17 protein-coding genes are annotated in these 19,857 nt (G+C 51.8%); 7 read left to right on the plus strand and 10 right to left on the minus strand.

The window, feature by feature from the left end; translation table 11 throughout:
• Nucleotides 1-167: 167 nt before the first annotated feature.
• Nucleotides 168-1,364: an L-talarate/galactarate dehydratase gene (locus OGY10_RS12090; protein WP_032943493.1), complete on the plus strand. Its 1,197-nt coding sequence runs from the start codon at nt 168-170 to the stop codon at nt 1,362-1,364.
• Between the two features lie 74 nt (nt 1,365-1,438).
• Nucleotides 1,439-2,749: an MFS transporter gene (locus OGY10_RS12095; protein ID WP_218659242.1), complete on the plus strand. Its 1,311-nt coding sequence runs from the start codon at nt 1,439-1,441 to the stop codon at nt 2,747-2,749.
• Between the two features lie 69 nt (nt 2,750-2,818).
• Here the strand turns inward: OGY10_RS12095 and OGY10_RS12100 are convergent, their stop codons facing one another.
• Nucleotides 2,819-3,436 carry a glutathione S-transferase family protein gene (locus OGY10_RS12100; RefSeq protein ID WP_286576795.1) on the minus strand — a complete coding sequence of 206 codons (618 nt, stop codon included), beginning with the start codon at nt 3,434-3,436 and terminating at the stop codon, nt 2,819-2,821.
• Nucleotides 3,437-3,548: 112 nt separating this feature from the next.
• On the opposite strand from OGY10_RS12100, the gene OGY10_RS12105 reads away from it, so the two are divergent.
• Both OGY10_RS12105 and OGY10_RS12110 read left to right on the plus strand, forming a co-directional pair.
• Complete coding sequence (locus tag OGY10_RS12105) at nt 3,549-4,478, plus strand: LysR family transcriptional regulator (RefSeq protein ID WP_020996394.1); 930 nt, start codon at nt 3,549-3,551, stop codon at nt 4,476-4,478.
• A gap of 89 nt (nt 4,479-4,567) precedes the next feature.
• Nucleotides 4,568-5,557: a zinc-dependent alcohol dehydrogenase family protein gene (locus OGY10_RS12110; RefSeq protein WP_267439401.1), complete on the plus strand. Its 990-nt coding sequence runs from the start codon at nt 4,568-4,570 to the stop codon at nt 5,555-5,557.
• 35 nt (nt 5,558-5,592) lie between these two features.
• Here the strand turns inward: OGY10_RS12110 and OGY10_RS12115 are convergent, their stop codons facing one another.
• Genes OGY10_RS12115 through OGY10_RS12140 form a run of 7 tightly spaced genes read right to left on the minus strand, consistent with a single transcriptional unit; the run spans nt 5,593 to nt 12,209 of the window.
• Nucleotides 5,593-6,366, minus strand: a complete 774-nt coding sequence (locus OGY10_RS12115; RefSeq protein ID WP_008784819.1) for an amino acid ABC transporter ATP-binding protein — start codon at nt 6,364-6,366, stop codon at nt 5,593-5,595.
• Nucleotides 6,350-7,276 carry an amino acid ABC transporter permease gene (locus OGY10_RS12120; RefSeq protein WP_008784820.1) on the minus strand — a complete coding sequence of 309 codons (927 nt, stop codon included), beginning with the start codon at nt 7,274-7,276 and terminating at the stop codon, nt 6,350-6,352. Before OGY10_RS12120 ends, OGY10_RS12115 begins: the two co-directional genes overlap by 17 nt.
• 9 nt (nt 7,277-7,285) lie before the next feature.
• Entirely contained in the window at nt 7,286-7,795 is a 510-nt protein-coding gene (locus tag OGY10_RS12125) for a GNAT family N-acetyltransferase (RefSeq protein WP_003833076.1), read from the minus strand.
• A gap of 10 nt (nt 7,796-7,805) precedes the next feature.
• Nucleotides 7,806-8,738, minus strand: a complete 933-nt coding sequence (locus OGY10_RS23805; protein ID WP_100272441.1) for an ABC transporter substrate-binding protein — start codon at nt 8,736-8,738, stop codon at nt 7,806-7,808.
• Between the two features lie 12 nt (nt 8,739-8,750).
• Nucleotides 8,751-10,064, minus strand: a complete 1,314-nt coding sequence (locus OGY10_RS23810; RefSeq protein ID WP_502873677.1) for an LLM class flavin-dependent oxidoreductase — start codon at nt 10,062-10,064, stop codon at nt 8,751-8,753.
• A 25-nt stretch (nt 10,065-10,089) separates the two neighbouring features.
• Complete coding sequence (locus tag OGY10_RS12135) at nt 10,090-11,211, minus strand: amidohydrolase (protein WP_125363267.1); 1,122 nt, start codon at nt 11,209-11,211, stop codon at nt 10,090-10,092.
• Nucleotides 11,211-12,209 (minus strand): LLM class flavin-dependent oxidoreductase, encoded by a 999-nt coding sequence (locus tag OGY10_RS12140; protein ID WP_286576796.1) that lies wholly within the window; start codon nt 12,207-12,209, stop codon nt 11,211-11,213. Before OGY10_RS12140 ends, OGY10_RS12135 begins: the two co-directional genes overlap by 1 nt.
• A 515-nt stretch (nt 12,210-12,724) precedes the next feature.
• Here OGY10_RS12140 and OGY10_RS12145 point away from each other — a divergent pair.
• Together OGY10_RS12145 and ansP are read left to right on the plus strand one after the other, a co-directional pair.
• Entirely contained in the window at nt 12,725-14,266 is a 1,542-nt protein-coding gene (locus OGY10_RS12145) for a methyl-accepting chemotaxis protein (RefSeq protein ID WP_208744289.1), read from the plus strand.
• 280 nt (nt 14,267-14,546) lie between these two features.
• Complete coding sequence (gene ansP / locus OGY10_RS12150) at nt 14,547-15,989, plus strand: L-asparagine permease (RefSeq protein ID WP_003833088.1); 1,443 nt, start codon at nt 14,547-14,549, stop codon at nt 15,987-15,989.
• 41 nt (nt 15,990-16,030) lie between these two features.
• On the opposite strand, the gene OGY10_RS12155 is transcribed toward ansP, so the two are convergent.
• Nucleotides 16,031-16,252, minus strand: a complete 222-nt coding sequence (locus tag OGY10_RS12155; RefSeq protein ID WP_003020157.1) for a YgdI/YgdR family lipoprotein — start codon at nt 16,250-16,252, stop codon at nt 16,031-16,033.
• 137 nt (nt 16,253-16,389) lie between these two features.
• A complete protein-coding gene (gene yncE / locus OGY10_RS12160) occupies nt 16,390-17,451 on the minus strand; it encodes a 7-bladed beta-propeller protein YncE (RefSeq protein ID WP_032943509.1) in 1,062 nt (353 codons plus the stop codon).
• 259 nt (nt 17,452-17,710) lie between these two features.
• Here yncE and pqqU point away from each other — a divergent pair, with 259 nt between their 5' ends.
• Nucleotides 17,711-19,831, plus strand: coding sequence for a TonB-dependent receptor PqqU (pqqU, locus tag OGY10_RS12165; RefSeq protein WP_267454511.1), 2,121 nt, complete (start codon nt 17,711-17,713; stop codon nt 19,829-19,831).
• Nucleotides 19,832-19,857 lie beyond the last annotated feature (26 nt).

Here is a 19,857-nt window from a genome sequence, read left to right on the forward strand (position 1 = left end):
GCATTTCTCCATAAAGTACTGGAATGTGACGTCGTTTATAATTTACCACCCTTATCTCTCTGAATTTGTGAGCAATTGTTCAAATCGCAGTCAATTCGCTGGCACAGTGATTGCGCTAACATTAAAAATGATAGCGCAATCATTTGTTATCACCAGGAGAGAACAATATGTCTTTAAGTGCCAATTCCGATGCCGTGACCTATGCCAAATCGGCTAACGCTAAAACCGCAGCAGAAACCGGTGACCGTATTGAATGGGTAAAACTGTCTCTGGCTTTCCTTCCTCTGGCAACACCCGTGAGCGATGCCAAAGTGCTCACCGGTCGCCAGAAACCGCTAACTGAAGTCGCCATAATCATCGCCGAGATCCGCAGCCGCGACGGGTTTGAAGGCGTGGGATTTAGTTACTCCAAGCGGGCTGGCGGCCAGGGAATCTATGCGCATGCCAAAGAAATTGCCGATAACCTGTTAGGCGAAGATCCAAACGATATTGACAAGATCTACACCAAGCTGCTGTGGGCTGGCGCTTCCGTGGGGCGCAGCGGCATGGCGGTACAAGCCATCTCCCCTATCGATATCGCATTATGGGATATGAAAGCCAAGCGTGCAGGATTGCCGCTGGCAAAACTGCTTGGCGCGCATCGGGACTCCGTGCAGTGCTACAACACCTCCGGCGGATTCCTGCATACGCCGCTGGATCAGGTGCTAAAAAACGTGGTTATTTCCCGTGAAAACGGCATTGGTGGTATCAAACTCAAGGTTGGTCAGCCAAACTGCGCCGAGGATATTCGCCGCTTAACCGCGGTGCGTGAAGCGCTGGGGGATGACTTCCCGCTAATGGTCGATGCCAATCAGCAGTGGGATCGGGAAACCGCCATCCGTATGGGACGTAAAATGGAGCAGTTTAATCTAATCTGGATTGAAGAGCCGCTGGACGCCTACGATGTTGAGGGCCACGCCCAACTGGCCGCCGCGCTTGATACCCCGATTGCCACCGGTGAAATGCTGACCAGCTTCCGCGAGCATGAACAGCTGATCCTCGGCAATGCCAGCGATTTTGTGCAGCCCGATGCACCGCGTGTGGGAGGGATTTCACCGTTCCTGAAAATTATGGACCTGGCGGCTAAACATGGTCGCAAGTTGGCTCCACACTTCGCTATGGAAGTTCACCTGCATCTGTCCGCCGCTTATCCGCTTGAGCCATGGCTGGAGCATTTTGAATGGCTGAACCCGTTATTTAACGAACAACTTGAGCTGCGCGATGGCCGGATGTGGGTTTCCGATCGTCACGGTCTGGGCTTCAGCATCAGCGAGCAGGCGCGCCGCTGGACGCAATTAACCTGCGAGTTTGGCAAACGTCCTTAATTAATTTGGCGGGTAAGCAATACCCGCCATCCTCCCCTACAAAAACGCTCTCAACCTTATGAAAGGAGTGGGTGATGAACACAATAATAAAGCGTACAAAAGTGCGTTACGGCATTCTGATATTTCTGTTTCTTGCGACCGTATTTAATTACGCTGATCGCGCGACGTTATCCGTCGTGGCGCCGATTATGAGCAAAGAATTAGGTTTTGATCCTGAAGCAATGGGGCTGGCCTTTTCTGCCTTCGGTATTTCTTATGTCATTATGCAACTCCCCGGCGGCTGGCTGCTGGATCGCTATGGCTCGCGTCTGGTATACGGCTGCGCACTGATTGGCTGGTCGCTGGTCACTATGTTTCAGGGCACCATTTATCTGTACGCCAGCCCGCTTGTCGTATTGATTATCTTACGATTACTGATGGGTGCGATTGAAGCTCCGGCCTTTCCGGCCAACAGCCGATTAAGCGTGCAGTGGTTTCCTAATAACGAACGGGGCTTTGTTACCTCTGTCTATCAGGCCGCGCAATATATCTCGTTAGGGATTATTACGCCGCTAATGACGATTATTTTGCATAATCTCAGTTGGCACTTTGTGTTTTATTACATTGGGGCAATAGGCGTTATTCTTGGCATCTTCTGGTTGGTCAAAGTAAGAGACCCTATGCATCATCCAAAGGTGAACCAGCAGGAAATTGACTATATTCGGGAAGGCGGTGGTGAACCGTCGCTGGGTAATAAAAAAGAACCACAGAAGATTACCTTTGCGCAAATTAAAAGCGTCTGCGTCAACCGCATGATGATTGGCGTATATATCGGACAGTTCTGCGTGACATCCATTACCTGGTTCTTCCTGACCTGGTTCCCTACTTATCTGTATCAGGCGAAAGGCATGTCGATCCTCAAAGTGGGGTTTGTCGCCAGTATCCCTGCCATTGCCGGTTTTATCGGTGGATTATTAGGCGGTGTTTTCTCCGACTGGCTTTTAAAGCGCGGCTACAGCCTGACGATTGCCCGTAAGCTGCCGGTTATCTGCGGAATGCTGCTTTCCTGCGTCATCGTTATCGCCAACTACACCTCGTCAGAATTTGTGGTGATCACGGCGATGAGTCTGGCGTTTTTCGCCAAAGGTTTTGGCAATCTGGGATGGTGCGTACTTAGCGATACCTCGCCAAAAGAAGTGCTCGGTATTGCAGGTGGCGTTTTCAATATGTGCGGCAATATGGCCAGTATCATCACGCCACTGGTGATCGGCATCATTCTGGCGAATACCCAGTCTTTTGATTACGCCATTCTGTACGTCGGTTCGATGGGGCTGATTGGTCTGATTTCTTATCTGTTTATCGTGGGTCCATTGGATCGTATTACGCTGACCCCTTCTGTCGCGTAATTTAAAACTTATGGCGATAGTTCGCCCGCTGTTCCGGGATTTGCACTCCTGCGGAACAGCGTTTTTTACTCAAATAATCTTATTGCTTTTCAGTACGGTACGCAGCCTCGGATGCTGACAAACCGCATCGGCGATGGCGCTAATATTCGGCGTGTTGTCCTGAAACCAGTCATGCCCTGGTCCCCAGGTGCGCATAACGGCAATGTAAATGTCCAGCAGTGTTAGCTGATCCCCAAATGCGTACGGCTCGGCGCTTAGCTGGTTGTTCAGCCACATATAGAGGGATTTACGGTACTCAATGCAGTTCTTTTTCAACTGCGCCGGGGCGTCCGGTACCCATCGGTCAGGATAATCGGCATAGGTAAACGTGGGATAGACATTTGCCACCAACCATATCAGCAGACGCTGAAACTGCTGGCGTTCGGCGTGTCCAACGGGTGGTGAAAGTTCGGGGCGACGATCGAGGATCATCAGCGCGATCGCCGCCGTTTCCGTCAACACGCTGCCATTTTCCAGTACCAGCGTGGGCACCTGGCATAGTGGATTCATTGTTTTAAGCAACTCCCGCGAAGGACCATCGCTGTCAAAACCGTCCACATCAATAAAGCTGTAAGGGATCTCCGCCAGGGTGAACATCACTTCACTGATGGCCGATCCCCAGCCCGGTACCCCATAGACCTTAATCATGCTGCAACCCCCAACGTTAAAACCCTAAGTGTAGAGCAGCATTCGGCAACCTATGCAGACATGATTATTACTTTCATAATAACAATGGTCGAATACCGGGAGAGAATAAGCAATGCGTTCCAGTATGTTTGAATACATGAACATTTTTGTACAGGTTGTTGAGCAAGGTGGATTTGCCAGAGCCGCAGATGTGTTACACCTGCACCGCCCTGCGGTCACCAAAGCTATCCAACATCTTGAAGACGATCTGGGGGCAAAGTTGCTTAACCGCACGACTCGTAAAGTGAGTCTGACAGAAGAAGGTGATGCCTTTTACCAACGCACAAAAATCCTGCTCAGTGACGTTGATGACATCATGGCTTCTTTTTCACCTGCCCGCCCGCCGCGCGGAAAACTCAGGGTTAATGCACCTCTGTCGCTGGCGCACTCCGTGTTAGTTCCTGCGCTGAAAGATTTCCAGTCGCGATATCCTGACATCGAGATGGTACTCACCTCCACCGACCGTAGAATCGATATGCTTGCCGAAGGCATCGACTGCATGATCCGTATTGGCGAGCTACAAGATTCGACCTTGATCTCCAGGCGGCTTGGTGAGGTCAAAATGGTGACCTGTGCTTCACCGGATTATCTGCAAAAACAGGGGGTGCCGCAGGTACCAGAGGATTTATCCCGACACCAGGCGCTTAACTTTTTTAGCGAGCGTCATCGCGAAGCGCTGGAATGGACCTTCGTCAATAGAGGTAAAACCGAATCGTTCACCCCCGCAGGGCGGATAAGCGTTGATAACTCCGATATTCTGTTGACCGGCTGCTTATCTGGACTCGGCATTATACGTGGCGTTCATGCTGTCCTTGCGCCCTATCTTCAGTCAGGCCAGCTTGTTGAGGTGCTGGCCGATTATACCGGAGAATCAAAACCAGTTTCGGTGCTTTACCCGGACAGACGTCATCTCGCCCCTCGGGTTCGGGTATTCATTGACTGGTTATGCGAACTTTTTAGTCAACAAAAACCGCGGCTTCAGGGATTATTACAAAATAAGTAATAGTGAAGTTCCGCAACAACGGTTTTTCACTCTCATCTGAGTCGTTAAATTGTGCAGACCCAATACAGAACAATTTACTGAGGTCTGCTATGTCTAAGGTTGTAGTTTTTAATCAAATTGGTGGCGCTGAAGTCCTGAAGATTCAGGAGATGCAGGTTCGCGCGCCTGATGCAAATGAGGTTCAGATCCGCGTGCGGGCTATTGGTATCAACCGTGCGGAAGTTATGTACCGCACCGGACAGTATATTTACCAACCTAATTTCCCGGCGCGACTGGGTTATGAAGCTGCCGGAGTCATTGAATCAGTGGGAGACAACGTACGTGAGTTTGCACCTGGCGATTACGTTAGCGTCATCCCGGCATTCAGCTTTCATCAATATGGAATGTATGGTGAAGTCGTTAATGCCCCCGCTCACGCGGTCGTAAAGCATCCACAAAACCTGAGCTTTACCGAGGCTGCTGCCAGCTGGATGATGTATGTGACCGCTTTCGGTGCGCTGGTTGAATATGCGGATATTAAGCCCGGTGATAACGTGCTGATCAATGCTGCTTCCAGCAGCGTCGGACTGGCGGCAATTCAGATTGCTAACATGCGGGGAGCAAAACCGATTGCGATGACACGGACCAGTGAGAAACGTGATCAGCTGCTGCAACTGGGCGCGGCAGAGGTTATTGCAAGCCAGGAGCAGGATCTGGTGGCCGAGATTCAGCGGATTACTGAGGGTAAAGGAACCCGCGTGGTGTTCGATCCGGTCGGTGGCCCAGCGGTGGCAAGAATTGCCCAAGTGATGCCAGCCGGTGGGCTCTTTTTCCAGTATGGTTCGCTTGATTCACGTGACCTTTCTATCCCGGTCATTGAGATACTCGGTCGCCATCTGACCTTCCGCGGCTATGAAATTTTCGAAATCACCACGGACGCAGAAAAACTTGCGCGGGCGAAACGGTTTATCTTTGAAGGATTGCAGTCTGGCCAGCTCAAACCGCTGATTGATAAAACCTTTGCCTTTGATGATATCGTCGAAGCACATCAATACATGGAAGCCAACGGCCAGGTAGGCAAAATCGTCGTCACTCTGTAACCTCTGTGCGGCACAGCCTTGTGCCGCAATGTGTCTCAAAGCACTTTCGACAAAAACTGCTGAGTGCGCGTGTGGCGTGGATGATTCAGCACCTGCTCGCTGCTGCCCTGCTCGATGATTTTGCCATCGACCATAAACACCACCTGATCCGCCACTTCCCGGGCGAAGCCAATCTCATGTGTTACCACAACCAGCGTGGTTCCCGACTTCGCCAGCGCTTTAATGACATCCAGTACTTCACCGACCAGTTCAGGATCCAGTGCAGATGTAGGCTCATCAAACAGCATGACGCGCGGATTTAACGCCAGCGCACGGGCAATAGCGATACGCTGCTGCTGACCTCCGGATAAGTGACGCGACCAGGCATCGGCTTTATTCCGTAACCCTACCGCATCAAGCAGAGTTAATGCCCGCTCGGTGGCGGTTTTACGCGTTGCCAGTCCGTGCGCAATGGGCGCTTCAATCAGATTCTCCAGAACCGTTAAGTGCGGGAACAGATTAAAGTTTTGGAACACATAGCCGACGTTAACACGCTGGCGCAAAATTTCCGCCTCTTTCAGCTCATATAGCTTATCTCCCTGCCGACGATAGCCAATGTAATCGCCATCGATTTGAATAAACCCCTCATCGACGCGTTCCAGATGGTTGATGGTCCGCAAGAGTGTGGATTTCCCAGAACCGGACGGGCCAAGAATAACCGTTACCGTACCGGGAGGGATCTCCAGCGACACATTATCCAGCGCTTTGTGGCGACCAAAGTATTTGCTAACGCCGGTAATAGAAATATGGCCTTCAGGCGAGCGGGACATGGACGGCCTCCTGCTGTGGACGTTGACGACTGCGTTTTTCTGCACGACTCACCCGGGCTGTGTTGATCGCTGAACGTCGTTCGCTGCGTGCCAACGCACGTTCAACCAGGTGCTGAATTAACGACAGGACGCTGGTGATCACCAGATACCATACCGCACCCACCATCAGCAGCGGGATCACTTCCTGCGTGCGGTTATATATCATCTGGATGGTGTAGAACAGCTCCGGCATTGCCAGCACATATACCATCGCCGTCCCTTTCGCCAGGCTGATGATTTCATTGAATCCAGCAGGCAAAATGGTGCGCAGCGCCTGCGGTAGAATAATCCGCAGCGTACGTCGCCCTGCTGGTAAGCCCAGTGCTGCCGCTGCCTCGTACTGACCGTGATCGACCCCTAAAAATCCACCCCGAATAATTTCAGCGGTATAGGCGCTTTGCACCAGCGTCAGGCCAACCACCGCAGTGGAAAACTGACCGAGTACATTGATGGTCTCAAAACTTCCCCACTGAATGGGAGTGAACGGAATACCAATCGTCAACGTGTCGTACAGATAGGAGAAGTTGTACAAAACGATCAGCACCACAATCAGCGGTAACGAACGAAACAGCCAGATGTACCCCCATGCCAGACCGTTCAACAGCCAGGAAGATGAAAGCCGCGCCAACGCCAGCAGACCGCCGATGACAATACTCAACAGCGTCCCGATCAGCGTCAGTAACAGCGTTTGCCCGAGGCCGGACAAGATAACCGGATCAAAGAACCAGCGGGCAAACACGCTCCATTCCCAGCGCGGATTAAACGCCACGGACTGGAGAATTACCGCAAGGGCAAATAAGGCAATGACCGCGCCTACGGTACGCATGGGATAACGTGCCGGTACGACTCTAATGCTATCTGTCGTTTTCATTTTCTCTCCTCAGGCGATTCTGGCCTGACCGGCAATAGTCAGCAGTTTGGTAAAGCGCAGTCGTCCATCAAACGGCGGCAGGCTGTACTCTTCGGGATCGCGCGTCGTATCAAATTGCGGATCGTAGCCCTGGCTTAAATAAAGTCTGACGGCCTCCGGCTGGCGAAATCCCGTGGTCAGATAAATCCGGCTGTAGCCTGCGAGCAGCGCTCTACGTTCCAGTTCCTGCACCACCCGCGCCGCCAGCCCCTGCTGACGCAGGCTGCTTTTTGTCCAGATACGCTTAATCTCGGCGGTGTCCTTGTCGTAAGGTTTGTAAGCCCCGGTGGCGATAATTTCGCCGCGGCGCTCCAGTACCACAAAAAGTCCCTGCGGCGCCAGATACCATTCGGTCAGTTCCACTTCAGCGTCGCGAGAAAAGTAATCGCCATAGCGGGCGGCATATTCACCGAACAGACCGTTCAAAATGGGCTGCAGCTCGCTGGCTTCCGGTGAGAGCACGCGAAATTGATCGCTCACGATGACCTCCTTAGTCGCCTAAACCGGCCGGGTTGATTTCAGATTGTGGAATGCGTTCCACCCCTTCTCCCCAGCGATTCAGCACCTTGTCATAGTCGCCGTTGCCAATCACGCCGTTGAGGGCGGTTTGTACCGGCAGAACCAGACCGCTGTCTTTTTTCAGCGTCACAGCGATATGTGCCGCATTTGGCCAACCGCCATCAACGCTACCCACTAATTGCGTTTTACCGTTGAGTGCAGCTTTCCACGCGCCGATTACATTAGGACCGAAGTAGGCATCAGCGCGGCCCGACTGTAGGGCCAGGGTTTGCGCGGCATCATCTTTGGTATACACCGGCGTAAACGGCTGTAACCCTTTCTTCACGTTCTCATCGTTCCAGGCCAACAGAATGGCTTCCTGGTTTGTCCCCGAACCGACGATAATGCGTAGTCCTGCGATATCTTCCGCCTGCTCGATTTTCTTCAGCTTGCTACCGGTTTTGACATAAAAGCCAAGAGAGTCCTTCCGATACGTCGCGAAATCGAATTTTTCTTTGCGTGCTTTGGTGACGGTAATATTGCTGATCGCGGCATCGTATTTGCCGGAAGTGACACCCAGCGGCCAGTCTTCCCATGACGTAGGTACAACGTTAAGTTCCAGTCCCAGACTGTCAGCCACCAGACGCGCGATGTCCGCCTCGCTGCCGATCAACGTCTTATTGTCATCGGCAAAAACGGTCAGCGGTGGCTGGCTGAGCCCGGCAATCGCCACGGTGAATTTGCCCGGTACGGCCAGGTGCAGGTTTGCGGGCAACTGCGCGATCGCCTGCGGGTTTTTTGCTGTATTGATTGGCGCTTTATTGGCTTCCAGGCTTACGCCGGTGCCGTTAATCGTCACCTCATTTGCCCAAACGGTCGCGCTGAAAGCCAGTGACAGCGCGAGAAATACTGATTTTTTCTGCATAGCGTTTTTCTCTTATTGTGTGAATTGATTTGCAGGTGTCGCTAATCCCAGGCTTGCGCGCAGGGTCGTACCGGGATATTCATGGCGGAACAGGCCGCGCGCCTGAAGCACGGGGACAACCTGTTCGACAAAACGCGGGAAGGTATCCGGCGTTCCGCCCTGGATGATAAAACCGTCTGCGGCTTTTTCGTCGAACCACTGCTGCAGGCCGTCGGCAACCTGTTGTGGCGTGCCGCTGAAACGCGGACGTGGGCTGGCCGCTTCCAGAGCAACCTGACGAAGTGTTAAACCACGCTCGCGTGCGTTGCGTTTGATCTCATCAGTCGTACTGCGAAAGCTGTTTTGTCCGAGAGAGCCCAGATCCGGGAACGGTGCGTCCAGCGGATATTGGGCAAAATCATGATGTTCAAAGTAGCGGCCAAGATAGTTCAGCGCGTCAGTAACGGAGACCAGCGCAGCGGTAGTCTGATACTGCTGCTCAACGTCTTCTGCGCTGTCGCCAACAATAACGCTGACGCCCTGGAATATATGCAGTTGATCGGGATGTCGTCCGGCGACTTCCAGCTGGCTTTTTACATCCTGATAGAACGCTTTAGCCTCTGCCAGCGACTCCTGATGGGTAAAAATGGCATCAGCATGCTGCGCCGCTAATTTCTTGCCATCTGCTGAAGCTCCCGCCTGAAATATAATCGGACGACCTTGTGGTGTACGCCCAATATTTAAGGGCCCGGCAACCTGGAAATAATCTCCATGATGGTTAAGCGTGTGCATTTTTTGCGGATTAAAAAATTCCCCGCTTGTTTTATTACGGGTAAAAGCATCGTCTTCCCAGGAATCCCACAGTCCTTTCACTACCTGTAAATATTCATCAGCAATACGATAACGCTGGGCATGCTCTGGATGCTGAGCGCGAGAGTAGTTTTTTGCCGATCCTTCCAGAGGCGACGTAACCACGTTCCACCCGGCGCGCCCCTGGCTGAGATGGTCCAGGCTAGCGAACTGCCGTGCGGTCGTAAACGGCTCGCTGTATGATGTGGACACCGTGCCAACCAGCCCCAGATTCTGGGTGATACTGGCCAGAGCGGATAATACCGTCAGCGGCTCAAAACGATTTAAAAAGTGCGGGATTGATTTTTCATTAATATACAGACCATCGGCGACAAAAATAAAATCCAGTTTCCCTTTTTCCGCAATAAGCGCTGTCTCTTTGACAAAATCAAAATTAATACTGGCATCAGCCTGAGCCGCCGGATGGCGCCACGCGGACATATTTCCCGATGCGCCATGTAGAATAGTGCCGAGCCGTAGTTGCCGATTTTCAGCCATAATAACCCCTACCCAACAGGTAAACTTAAAGGTGTGCGAATGCCGTTTTTGCTAACTGCGCAAAGTAGTGCGCGGCAGGTTCAATTAAACGCTCGTCCGGATTAAATCCCGGGTGATGTAATCCGTATTCACTGGCGCTGCCAATACTGACAAATGCGCCAGGTGTATTTTGCAGGTAGACGGCAAAATCCTCCCCGCCCATATGCAGGTCGGCATGGTGGGTGGTATAGCCTGACTGTTTCGCCACCGCGGTGGCAATATCGGCCCAACGATCATCATTTACCAACGCGGTTGGTCCCGCATGCCAGATTACGTCGATTTGTGCGCCAAAGGCGTGGGCAAATCCGGCGGCAATGTCATTAACCCGAGCCTTAACCTGCTGCTGTACCTGGGTTCGGTGCGTTCTGAGTGTCCCTTCCAGCTCAACGGACTCCGGCAGTACGTTCCATGTGTTTCCCCCCTGAATACGGGTCACGCTGAGCACCACCGAATCCAGCGTGTTTATGTCGCGGCTGGCAACGCTTTGCAGCACCGTTACCAACTGGCTGGCGAGCAGGATGGCATCTTTACCTTCATGCGGACGCGCCGCATGTGCGCCCTTGCCATTTATGCGCAGCACGAAGCGATCGACATTGGCATAAAATGCGCCGCCGCGTGTGGCAAATTCGCCCACTGGCAAACCGGGCTCATTGTGCATACCGAAAATAGCCGCTACGTTTTGCAGCGCACCGGCGCGGATCAACGTTTTTGCGCCGTCGAAACTCTCTTCAGCAGGCTGAAACAAAATACGTACTCGCCCCGGTAAGGTTATTTCCTGCTGTTTTAGCAGCAGTGCTGCACCAAGCATGACGCTGGTATGGACGTCATGCCCGCAGGCATGCATCACGCCCGGCGTGAGGGAGCGAAACGGAACGTCGGCACTTTCTTCTATCGGTAGCGCGTCGATATCCGCCCGCAGCGCGATGACATCTTCTCCCTGACCAATTTCCACGACCAGACCGGTTTTCAGCTCGAACGGCAGAATGTCGACGTCCGCAGCGTGCAACCAGGCGTGAATGCGCGCCGTGGTTGCTTCCTCCTGCAGGGAAAGCTCCGGATGCTGATGTAGTTCACGACGCCAGTCGATAAGCGTTGAGCCGAGAGTCATCAGAGCACCTCCACGGCGTTATGGGCTTGCGCCAACAAACGCAGCGATGTCAGACGCGCATGCCCTTGCGCCACTGGCGTGTCGATAATGAACTCGTCAATGCCAAATTGCGTATGCAGAGCATTCAGCTTTGCCATCACCTCCTGAGCGGTGCCATGTAGCAACGCCTGCTCACGACGCGCGATTTTGCGTGGTGGACTGCCAGACTGAGCGGCAAACGCCAGCGCCTGTTCTTCGCTGGCTACCGTGACACGTTGACCATCTTCCAGCTCCACGCCCCAGATTTGTACGTTTTCCGCCAGTTGCGCAGCGGTGTCGTAACTGTCAGCCACAATTACCTGCACGGCGACTATCGTCGGGCGTGCACTGTGGGTCTGCCAGAAGGACAAAACGTCATGCAATAACGCTTTGTCACCATTGAGGTGCGCTGCGAAGATGAAATCCCAGTCGGATTGCGCTGCTAACTGCGCGCTTTGCACACTGGCTCCCAGTACAAACTTTTCCGGTGAAATCGGTGGAATTGGCGTTGGGAATACCGTTTCCCCGCTTTCCGTTCCGCTCAGCGCCAGCCAATCGTTAAGCAAAGAAAGCTGGTCGGCAAAACTGCCTTTTTCTTCCTGATGCAGCCCATGCTGTAACGCCTGGGTCGACAGCGGTAAGCCGCCAGGGGCTTTCCCTACGCCGAGATCGACACGTCCAGGAGCCAGCGATGCCAGAAGATTGAAGTTTTCCGCCACTTTGTACGGGCTGTAATGTTGCAGCATTACGCCGCCGGAACCTACGCGGATATGCTGGGTTTGCCCGAGGATCCAGGCGATCACCAGCTCCGGCGATGGGCTGGCCAGCTGTGCCGTATTATGGTGTTCCGCGATCCAGAAACGATGGTATCCCCACTCTTCTGCCAGTTGCGCCAGGCGCAACATACGGGAAAGCGCGGTCGCGGCAGTTTCACCTTCCCCGATGGGGCTTTTATCCAGAATACTCAGGCGATATGACATGTTACGAGCCTATGTTTGTTAACATGTCTTTATTATTAATTTATCAAATAGCTATACTGAAACATTTAATTCACATTTGCTCAGCTAAAAAGTAGATAACAGCCCCTGTCGCTGCCAGGGTTAAAATTTGGATCGCCCAGTACTGGTTGTAACGCTAAACAGAAAAACACCCGCAATTAATAGCCTACAAAATATAATAGGGTCGTTGGAATCACGGTAATAACATCAAAATCATTTCATGCCAGTTTTCTTTTTACGAAAAGGTTTTTTAACGCGATTTACGTTAAGTCAGTTTAAACGACTTGTCACGTTATGCGCTTGTATTAATTGTTTCACTTTTATGACACAGGATGAATGATTTACATAGGAATTTTTATTTTAACTACTTCCACAGAATTGATGATTAGTAGAGAATGCAACGTTTCTTATTAAAACGGTTTAAAACAGATTTTAATATCCCCCGATTTTATTGCGGGGATTTTTGTATGGATTATACATAGCACCATGGGACCTCTATGAAAAGTAACATGCCCGTTACACAAATTGAGCACGCACTTAACGATAAAGCGACGCTGCTTTCTACGACGGATAAAGAAAGTCATATTACCTACGCCAACTCCGCGTTTATTGATGCCAGCGGATTTAACGAACACCAGTTAATGGGCGAACCACATAATATTATTCGCCATCCCGATATGCCTCCCGCGGCGTTCGCCGATATGTGGTACACGCTACAGCAGGGAGACAGCTGGACGGGGATGGTGAAAAACCGTCGACAGAATGGCGACCATTACTGGGTTCGCGCCAACGTTACGCCAGTCTGGCACAATGAAAAACTCACCGGCTACATCTCGGTGCGTACCGTTCCTTCGCGCGATGAAATAACTCAAAGCGAAAACTTATATCAAAAAATTAATAATCAGCAGCTTAAAGGGTTTCGTCTTTTTAAAGGCATTATCATTCGTCGCGGAATATTGTCATGGGCATCAATGTTTAAATGGCTGAGTATTAGCCAGCGCGTCAATTATTCTTTAGGGGTAATCGCCCTGCTCGCTGTGCTATTTCTCTTCGCTCCTGTTAATCCATTTATTCAGGCGGGAGGGTTATTGTTCTTATTTCTGATGCTTGCTATTTACCTTAAGTATCAAATTTGTCAGCCAGTTAATACGCTACTGACGCAAATGAAGAAAGTGGTATCCGGGAGAAAACCTGATAACTGTCATTTAAATCGGGTGGATGAGATCGGAATGCTGATGCGTCTGGTTAATCAGTCCGGGCTTAATCTGAATTCCCTGGTCGATGATGTCAGTACGCAAATATCCGGTATTCGCGCCATCAGTCAGCGGGTATCAAAAGAAGGTACGGCGCTGCACAAGCGTTCAGAAGAAACCTCCGCCGACCTGCAACAAACCGCTGCCGCCATTGAAGAAATTGGTAGCGCGGTACAGCAAACTGCTGAGACTGCGGCTCATACTATGACCATGGCCGATAAAACCAGCGCCAATGCGGCAGAAGGCGGCGATATTATGAAACAAACTATCGCCATGATGCAGGCGATATCGCGTGACAACGGGCAGATAGTCGACATCATCGGCGTTATCGACAGTATTGCTTTCCAGACTAATATTCTGGCGCTCAATGCCGCGGTTGAAGCCGCGCGGGCCGGGGAGTCCGGGCGTGGTTTTGCCGTTGTGGCGGCAGAGGTCCGTAATCTGGCGCAGCACTCGGCGTCTGCAGCAAAAGAGATCAAACAGCTGATTGAGAAGAACGTCGCCAACGTCAATAGCGGCGTCAAAATGGTGGAGCAAACGGAAACGCATCTCACTGGGATGATTGGCGATGTCCTGCAGATGTCGATGATGATCAAAGATATTAGTCTGGCGACGCGTGAGCAAACCCAGGCGCTGGATCTGATTAACGATTCGATTTCACGCGTTGGCACCATGACACACAATAACGCCGAGATGGTGGAGCGTGTCACCGATGCTACCGCCGATCTGACTCAGCGTTCATCGCGCTTACAGCAGGCCGTTCAGGTCTTTGGCGTCTCAGCATAACCTTACGGCGCTTATCGGGTGAATGTCTCGATAAGCGCACACCTCTCCACGTATTTACGCCCTTCTCTTTTATTGGCTGAATCGAGGCCACACCGCGCCAGTGCTGGCTGTACAAAAATGCTGAATTCTTGTTATCGGGGCTTTGCGGAACCGAACAATTGAATGTAGGATGCTCGGCCGGCAGTTTTCCCCCGTAACACAATGAAGGGTAAGGCTGTTTTCGCCGCAGCAGGTGCGGCAAAAAGGATTTTGTATTTTTGTCAGGTCAACAGGAAAAGTAATGAACACAAACAACACGCAAGCCGCGGAACAACATGCGGCGAAACGTCGCTGGTTGAATGCCCACGAAGAGGGGTATCACAAAGCGATGGGTAATCGACAGGTACAAATGATCGCCATTGGCGGCGCAATCGGTACCGGGTTGTTTTTAGGGGCTGGCGCACGCTTGCAAATGGCGGGTCCTGCTTTGGCGCTGGTTTATCTGGTGTGCGGTATTTTTTCGTTCTTTATACTGCGTGCGCTTGGTGAACTGGTTTTACATCGCCCTTCCAGCGGCAGCTTTGTCTCCTATGCTCGCGAATTTTTAGGTGAGAAAGCCGCCTATGTGGCTGGCTGGATGTACTTCATCAACTGGGCGATGACCGGCATTGTCGATATCACCGCGGTGGCGTTGTATATGCATTACTGGGGCGCATTTGGTGATGTACCGCAGTGGGTGTTCGCCCTCGGCGCGCTGGCCATTGTCGGCACCATGAACATGATCGGCGTGAAGTGGTTCGCGGAGATGGAGTTTTGGTTTGCGCTGGTCAAAGTGCTGGCGATTGTGATTTTCCTGGTGGTGGGTACCGTCTTTTTAGGCACTGGAAAGCCGCTGGATGGTAACGCCACCGGTTTTCACCTAATCACCGACAACGGTGGATTCTTCCCACATGGTCTGCTTCCAGCGCTGGTACTGGTTCAGGGGGTAGTTTTTGCGTTTGCCTCCATTGAACTGGTGGGCACCGCTGCTGGAGAATGCAAAGATCCGCAAACCATGGTGCCAAAAGCGATCAATAGCGTTATCTGGCGTATTGGTCTGTTCTATGTGGGTTCTGTCGTTCTGCTGGTTCTGTTACTGCCGTGGAATGCCTATCAGGCGGGGCAAAGCCCGTTTGTTACCTTCTTCTCCAAACTGGGCGTGCCGTATATCGGCAGTATCATGAATATTGTGGTGCTCACCGCGGCGCTTTCCAGCCTTAACTCTGGGCTGTATTGCACCGGGCGTATTTTACGTTCCATGTCGATGGGCGGATCGGCGCCTAAATTCATGGCTAAAATGAGCCGTCAACAAGTACCCTGGGCTGGGATCCTCGCCACGTTGGTCGTCTATGTCGTCGGGGTATTTCTGAACTATCTGGTACCGTCGCAGGTGTTTGAGATCGTGTTGAACTTCGCGTCGTTGGGCATTATTGCGTCGTGGGGCTTTATCATGGTCTGTCAGATGCGTCTGCGCCGGGCCATAAAAGAAGGTAAAACGGCAGACGTCAGCTTTAAACTGCCGGGCGCTCCGTTTACCTCGTGGCTAACCCTACTATTCCTGCTGAGCGTGCTAGTGCTGATGGCGTTTGACTATCCAAACGGCACCTACACCATCGCGTCATTACCGTTGATTGCCATCCTGCTGGTTGCAGGGTGGTTCGGCGTGCGTAAACGCGTCGCGGAAATCCACCGCACCGCGCCGTAATGGCTGAAGGCCTGACTGGTTAACCCTTCAGGCCTTCATTTTTAGTTCGCTTCAATCAACTGCGCTACATCGTTGCTGTTAATTTCCCGCGCATTTCCATCCTGATCGGTATAGCTGGTCATTCCCGTATCTTTATCCAGTTTTGGCTTACCCTGGGTGGTGATGGTTTGTCCGCTTTTGGTCGTCATGACGTAATCGGTGGTACATCCTGCAAGGGTAAACAGCATTACGCCTGCACAAAGACAGATAAATGGCTTTTTCATGGTATTCCCGTGTTATTCAGTTAGCCGTTGAGGGCGTAGTGTAAGTCCCTGAAGTGGCTCGGGCTACCGCCGGGGTGTAACGAGGCGTATCGTGGGGTTTAGAGAAATGACAGGAGGGGTTTCCCCCTCCGGATGTTTTATAGCGCAATACGAATAACATCGTCCGGCTGGGTGGCTTCCTGCTCGCGGGTAGATTTCTGTTTCACGCTGACATACAGGGTTTTACCATCGGCGGAGAGAGCCAGGCTATTCGGGAACGTTGGGGTCTCGAATGTTTTGACGACTTTATAGCTTTTCGCGTCGATCACACTCACTTTACCGGCCTGGCGATGAGTCACGTAGGCTTCATTACGCGTTGGGTTGAACAACACGGCCAGGGATTCCGGCGCGGCTACTTTTGCCAGTACATTGCCATTACGGGTATCGATTACCAGCACTTCCGCCGCTTTAGAGTCGGTGACAAATGCGCGGTTGCCCGCTGTGTCCAGGCTCAGGTTGATAAAGAAATGCTCTTTCCCGTCATCCAGCAGTTTTTTGCGGCTGAGAATTTTGTTAGTGGCGGTGTCAATGGTAATGAATTCACCGTCCGCATTGGCGGTGTACAGGCGTTTAGCCTTGCTGTCGACAGCCAGAGCAGTGCTCATTTTGCCGGTATTCTGGATGGTGTCCTTCAGCTTGATCGTCTCACCGTCCACCACCCAAACCACGCTCTCTTTACCAATACCGCTAATGTATACCGTGTTGGTAGCATCATCGGCGACCAGCTCACGCGGCTGCAGCGGGCGAACGTCTTCAGAACGTTTACGCGCATCCAGCACCAGACGTCCTTTCACCGCACCCGTTTTGGCATCCATCGCCGTTACCGCGCTGTTTACCGTATTGCCGAACCACAGCGTTTGCGTGGCGTTGTTGATGGTGGCACCAAACGGTTTGAGATCGTTATGAATCACCTGGGTCACTTCGAGGGTGACCGGGTCAAGACGATAAACCACCCCGCCGGTATCCAGTTTGCGGCTCTGTGAGGTCGCCAGCCACAACGCGTTCTCTTGCTGGCTGTACGCCATTTCATAGGCACCTTTGCCGACGGCTTTGCGCAGCAGTTCTTCTGCAGCCTGCGTAGTAAAAGATGATGCAACGAGCAGTGAACCTAACAGTAAAGAACCACGCAGACGCGGCGAAAACAGATGACGTAAAGACATGACGACTCCCTTTGATAAATTCGTTTGTTACTGCTTCACATAGCTTCAATGAGCAAAATCATGGTTTTGCCTTTTTAGGAATGAGAATAGTAATCATTATTCATCTCAAAGTGGAGCACTTCTTCACATATTGACTACAATCGTTTTCATTGCCCGAAAAATTACCGCAATTACGCAGCGCTAAAATTCATTTTTTATAAATAAAATTCACATGCTTACCGTTCATTTTTCGACGCAAGCATCCTAACTGGCCTTGTTCATGACGATTTTTTCAGCCCGCTATACCGTTGTTCCTGTTTCTTTATTGCCTGCCTTCTTCTCGCCTTTTGCCCTGGCAGAAAGTGAGATAAACGATCAAACGCTGATCGTGAGTGCGACGCCACAGTCCGTTTCTGAGCTAGACACCCCTGCTGCCGTCAGCGTTGTTGACGGAGAGGATATGCGTCTGGCAACGCCGCGCATTAACTTGTCTGAATCCTTAACCAGCGTCCCGGGGTTACAGGTACAAAACAGACAAAATTACGCCCAGGACCTCCAGCTATCGATTCGTGGATTTGGTTCGCGAACCACTTATGGTATCCGCGGTATTCGTTTGTACGTCGATGGTATTCCAGCAACCATGCCGGATGGACAAGGTCAAACATCCAATATTGACATTAGCAGCGTACAAAACATTGAGGTTTTACGCGGCCCCTTCTCTGCTCTGTATGGCAATGCGTCCGGCGGGGTAATGAATGTCAGTACTGAGACAGGACATGAGCCGCCAACCATTGAGGCCAGCAGTTATTACGGCAGTTTTGGCACCTGGCGCTACGGGTTAAAAGCAACGGGAGCTCTGGGAGATGGTACTCAGCAAGGCGATGTGGATTACACCGTTTCGACAACCCGGTTTACCACCCACGGTTATCGCGATCACAGTAGCGCGCAAAAAAATCTGGCCAATGCCAAACTTGGCGTGCGCATAGACGATGCGAGCAAACTAACTCTGATTTTCAATAGTGTTGACAGTAAAGCCGCCGATCCCGGCGGTCTTACCGAGTCGGAATGGCTGGTTGATCCACAGCAATCACCCCGTGCTGAGCAATTCAATACGCGAAAAACCATCAAGCAGACCCAGGCGGGATTGCGCTATGAACGCCAGCTTAGCGAGCAGGATGATATCAGTATCATGACCTATGCAGGAGAACGTGAAACTACTCAGTATCAGTCGATCCCGATGGCACCACAGTTAAAACCGTCTCATGCCGGAGGCGTCATTACCCTGCAACGTCATTATCAGGGGATAGACAACCGCTGGACTCATCGGGGTGAGTTGGGCATCCCCGTGACCTTCACCACCGGTCTGAATTATGAAAACATGAGCGAAAACCGTAAAGGCTACAACAACTTCCGTCTTGATGATGGCGTGCCGGAGTATGGGCAGAAAGGCGACTTACGACGTAACGAACGTAACCTGATGTGGAATGTCGACCCCTATCTGCAAACACAGTGGCAATTAACGCAGAAACTCTCACTGGATGCTGGCGTTCGTTACAGTTCGGTGTGGTTTGATTCTAACGATCGCTATATTACGCCCGGTAACGGAGATGACAGCGGTGACGCCAGCTATCACCAATGGCTGCCAGCCGGATCGTTAAAATATGCCATCACCGATGCCTGGAACGTCTATCTGGCCGCGGGTCGCGGTTTCGAAACACCCACCATTAACGAACTGTCCTACCGTTCCGACGGCCAAAGCGGCATGAATTTTGGTTTACAGCCGTCCACAAATAACACCGTTGAAATCGGTAGCAAAACACGTGTTGGCGATGGGTTGTTTACCGTGGCCTTGTTCCAGACTAACACAGACGACGAAATCGTCGTTGACAGCAGCAACGGCGGACGGACAACTTATAAAAACGCCGGAAAAACTCGCCGTCAGGGAGGGGAATTATCCTGGGATCAACGCTTTGCCGCAAACTGGCGAGCAAAAGCATCATGGACCTGGCTGGATGCAACCTACCGCAGCAACGTCTGTGGGGATCAAAACTGCAACGGCAACCGACTGCCCGGCATAGCGCAAAACATGGGATTTGCGTCACTGGGCTACGTTCCTGATGAAGGTTGGTATGCGGGAGCAGATGTGCGTTATATGGGCGACATTATGGCCAATGATGAAAATACGGCGAAAGCCCCGTCATATTCCGTTGTTGGCTTGAATACCGGTTATAAATTTTATTACAGCAATCTCATGGTAGACCTGTTCGGACGGGTGGATAATCTGTTCGATAAAACATATGTCGGCTCGGTGATTGTGAATGAGTCAAATGGCAGATACTACGAACCGGCGCCAGGACGAAACTATGGCGTAGGTATTAATCTGGCCTGGCGTTTTGAGTAACACTGGCGGGAATGACTCCCGCCATC

Origin of the sequence: Citrobacter sp. Cpo148, from assembly GCF_030332375.1 — a bacterium.
Taxonomy (GTDB): domain Bacteria; phylum Pseudomonadota; class Gammaproteobacteria; order Enterobacterales; family Enterobacteriaceae; genus Citrobacter; species Citrobacter portucalensis.

Excerpts from the sequence above, each read along its gene's own strand:
- OGY10_RS12090 (WP_032943493.1), top strand. The coding sequence starts at position 168 with ATGTCTTTAAGTGCCAATTCCGATGCCGTGACCTATGCCAAATCGGCT.
- OGY10_RS12095 (WP_218659242.1), top strand. The coding sequence starts at position 1,439 with ATGAACACAATAATAAAGCGTACAAAAGTGCGTTACGGCATTCTGATA.
- OGY10_RS12100 (WP_286576795.1), bottom strand. The coding sequence starts at position 3,436 with ATGATTAAGGTCTATGGGGTACCGGGCTGGGGATCGGCCATCAGTGAA.
- OGY10_RS12105 (WP_020996394.1), top strand. The coding sequence starts at position 3,549 with ATGCGTTCCAGTATGTTTGAATACATGAACATTTTTGTACAGGTTGTT.
- OGY10_RS12110 (WP_267439401.1), top strand. The coding sequence starts at position 4,568 with ATGTCTAAGGTTGTAGTTTTTAATCAAATTGGTGGCGCTGAAGTCCTG.
- OGY10_RS12115 (WP_008784819.1), bottom strand. The coding sequence starts at position 6,366 with ATGTCCCGCTCGCCTGAAGGCCATATTTCTATTACCGGCGTTAGCAAA.
- OGY10_RS12120 (WP_008784820.1), bottom strand. The coding sequence starts at position 7,276 with ATGAAAACGACAGATAGCATTAGAGTCGTACCGGCACGTTATCCCATG.
- OGY10_RS23805 (WP_100272441.1), bottom strand. The coding sequence starts at position 8,738 with ATGCAGAAAAAATCAGTATTTCTCGCGCTGTCACTGGCTTTCAGCGCG.
- OGY10_RS23810 (WP_502873677.1), bottom strand. The coding sequence starts at position 10,064 with ATGGCTGAAAATCGGCAACTACGGCTCGGCACTATTCTACATGGCGCA.
- OGY10_RS12135 (WP_125363267.1), bottom strand. The coding sequence starts at position 11,211 with ATGACTCTCGGCTCAACGCTTATCGACTGGCGTCGTGAACTACATCAG.
- OGY10_RS12140 (WP_286576796.1), bottom strand. The coding sequence starts at position 12,209 with ATGTCATATCGCCTGAGTATTCTGGATAAAAGCCCCATCGGGGAAGGT.
- OGY10_RS12145 (WP_208744289.1), top strand. The coding sequence starts at position 12,725 with ATGAAAAGTAACATGCCCGTTACACAAATTGAGCACGCACTTAACGAT.
- ansP (WP_003833088.1), top strand. The coding sequence starts at position 14,547 with ATGAACACAAACAACACGCAAGCCGCGGAACAACATGCGGCGAAACGT.
- OGY10_RS12155 (WP_003020157.1), bottom strand. The coding sequence starts at position 16,252 with ATGAAAAAGCCATTTATCTGTCTTTGTGCAGGCGTAATGCTGTTTACC.
- yncE (WP_032943509.1), bottom strand. The coding sequence starts at position 17,451 with ATGTCTTTACGTCATCTGTTTTCGCCGCGTCTGCGTGGTTCTTTACTG.
- pqqU (WP_267454511.1), top strand. The coding sequence starts at position 17,711 with ATGACGATTTTTTCAGCCCGCTATACCGTTGTTCCTGTTTCTTTATTG.